Here is a 2,571-nt window from a genome sequence, read left to right as displayed (position 1 = left end):
GCGCCACCACCGCCGCGATGAAGATCACCGCCAGCGAGCTGCTGACCAGCATCACGGACCTGCGCCGGCGCGCGCGTTCGTCGGAAGCGATGATCGTTTTGGCCTCGGCCTCATCGTCCGGCACGGCGCTGTAGGCGACGTTGGTCTTGCCCTTGTCGGCGTCGGCGGCGAGCGCCGCGATGCGGCTGCGGTATTCGGGCTGATATCCCGGGAGCAGGCCGGGATGCTGCCCGGCCAACAGCATCGGGTCGACCTCGCCGGTGCCGGGATCCAGCGCGTAGGCCAGCGCGGCCGTCGACGACGCGAAGAGCGGCGCGTTCGCCGCCGCCAGCGCGGCGCCTCGCGCCAGGGCCATCTCCGGCTCGTCGGGCACGGACAACTCGAGCGAGGTCGCGGCCTCCAGCACCGGCTTGATCAGCGGGATGTCCACGCCGGAGCCGACCAGAACCAGGCCTTCGGGGTGGGTTTCGAGTGTCGCGGCGCCGGAGGCCATGTCGACGAGTTCGGCGACCGCTTCGTCTTCGTCGTCCGCGAGGGGTCTGCGGCGCACCTCCGAGACCGAGCCGTCCGCGGTGTCGACGACGGCCAGGGTGGCGCTGTAGGGCTCGACGAACAGCAGCGCGGTGCGCGCGTAATTGGTGGCGTCTCCCACGGCCTGGGTCAGCGCGGCCGCGGCCATGAAGGCCGAGACCAGCATGACGTTTTCGACCTTGTGGGAAATGAGGGCGTCGCGCAGCATCGCCGCTTCGACGTGGTCGGTCCAGGTCACGCCCGTCGACAGCAGTTCGTAGCCGCCCTCGGCGGCGCCTTCCCGGGTGCCGAGAATGGCCGAGATCACCTCGGTGGGGCCGGTGCCGGGCAGGGCGGTGCGTTGGGTGTCGACGTCGAAGTCGTCCTCGTCGACGGTGACTCCGTCGGCGCTCTCCCCCTCGACCAGGACCATGCGCACCTTCGTCGGCGTCATCGAGACGCCAAGCACGATGCCCACCACCGCTTAAGCTCCCTCTGCCCAATTCGTGTCGCTCGACGCCCCCGTCGGCAACACCACTGTTCAGTGATCACCAAGGATTTCTGCCACCGCAGAGCGCGGGCCGCATGCCCGCACATGTTGCTGGGCTGATGAAATTCTGGCGGCAGAGGCGGCATCTTTTTGCCAGCCTCAATACCCCGACCCTACGCGCGTGATCTTGGGAGAAGTAGGCGCCGGTTGCTGTGTGTTAGTTGGCAAACCGGACTAGTGGTGTCCGCCGCCGCCACCACGACCGAAGCCGCCACCGCCGCCGCTGTGACCACCGCCGAAGCCGCCGCCACCACCGAAGCCGCCACCGCTGTGACCACCGCCGAAGCCGCCGAGGCCACCGCCGCCGCCGGGAGCCGGGGCGTGACCGCCGCCGAAGCCACCGCCGCCGCCGGGAGCCGGAGCGTGACCACCGCCAAGACCGCCGCCAGGACCGCCCGCAGGTGGCGTGGGGACATGCCCGCCACCCAGGCCGCCCGGACCGCTACCGGGCGCGGGCAGGTGGCCGCCGCCCAAACCGCCGGATCCCGGCGTCGGCACATGCCCACCAGGACCACCCGAACCCGGCGTCGGCACATGCCCACCAGGACCACCCGAACCCGGCGTCGGCACATGCCCACCGGGGCCGCCCGAACCCGGCGTGGGAACGTGCCCGGAACCGCCCGAGCCACCCGGGCCGCTCTCACCGGGCGTGGGAGAGTGGCCGCCGCCGTAGTTACCCGGACCGCTCGGCTTGGGAGGGGTGCCCTCGCCGGGCGGCGTCTGGTGCGGCGGTGACTGCGGGACGGTGACCTGCGGGGGCGACGGCGGTTGGGGCAGATGCACCGGCGGCTGGGGTTGCACCGGTTGCGGGATCGTCAGGCGCGGCGGGGCCTCGAACAGCGGGGGGCTGTCGATGGGGTCGGGAACCGGAACCGGGATGCGCACCGGCACCGGCACCGGCACCGGCGGGACCACGACGGGGACCGGCGCCGCGGGAACCGGAGGGGCGGCGGGCAGCGGAGGGGCCGCCGGAGGCGCAACCGCGGGCAACGGCGCGGCGGCCGGCGGGCTCAGCGGCTTGGGGGCGGCCACCGGGACGGGCAGGCTGATCTTCGACAGCGGTTCGGACGCCTGCACCGGCGCCGGGGCCGGCGCCTGCTCGGGGACGATGAGGTGCTGCCCCGGTGTGGGCTGCAGGGCCACGGTTCCCGTGTTGCGGATCCCGATCGCCAACGCGATCTCGAGCGCCAGCACCGCGCTGATGCCGACCACCGCCAGCCCGCTGCCGACCAGCAGCACCGGCCGCCGCTTCGGCTGGCTCTCCTCGGGAAGGAAGAGCTTCTCGATGACGACGGTCGGTGAATCGGCGTCCTCGTCCCCCACCGCGCTGTAGGCGAGGTCGTCGTCGCCGGGTTCCGAGCCGATCGGGACATAGAGGTACTCGGGAAGCGAGTACTGGTCGACCGAGCCCGTGCCGGGATCCTGCGCATATGCCAGCGCGGCGGTCGACGAGGCAAACAGCGGCGCGTTCGCCGACGCCAGCGCGGCCCCGCGGGCCAGCGCGGTCTCCG

The 2,571-nt window shown here is 72.6% G+C and carries 1 protein-coding gene and 1 pseudogene; both read right to left on the bottom strand.

Annotated features, from left to right (window positions below; genetic code table 11):
* Positions 1-991, bottom strand: a 991-nt coding sequence (locus tag A5646_RS05620; RefSeq protein WP_067020484.1) for a hypothetical protein, incomplete at its 3' end; no start/stop codon positions are given.
* A 243-nt stretch (positions 992-1,234) separates the two neighbouring features.
* Positions 1,235-2,571 (bottom strand): annotated as a pseudogene (locus A5646_RS30225) (hypothetical protein); the annotation flags it as partial.

It is taken from the genome of Mycobacterium sp. 1245499.0, assembly GCF_001673615.1.
Lineage (GTDB): Bacteria > Actinomycetota > Actinomycetes > Mycobacteriales > Mycobacteriaceae > Mycobacterium > Mycobacterium europaeum_A.
Note: the sequence above shows the minus strand (reverse complement) of the source record. Positions and strands in the feature narration are given on the sequence as shown.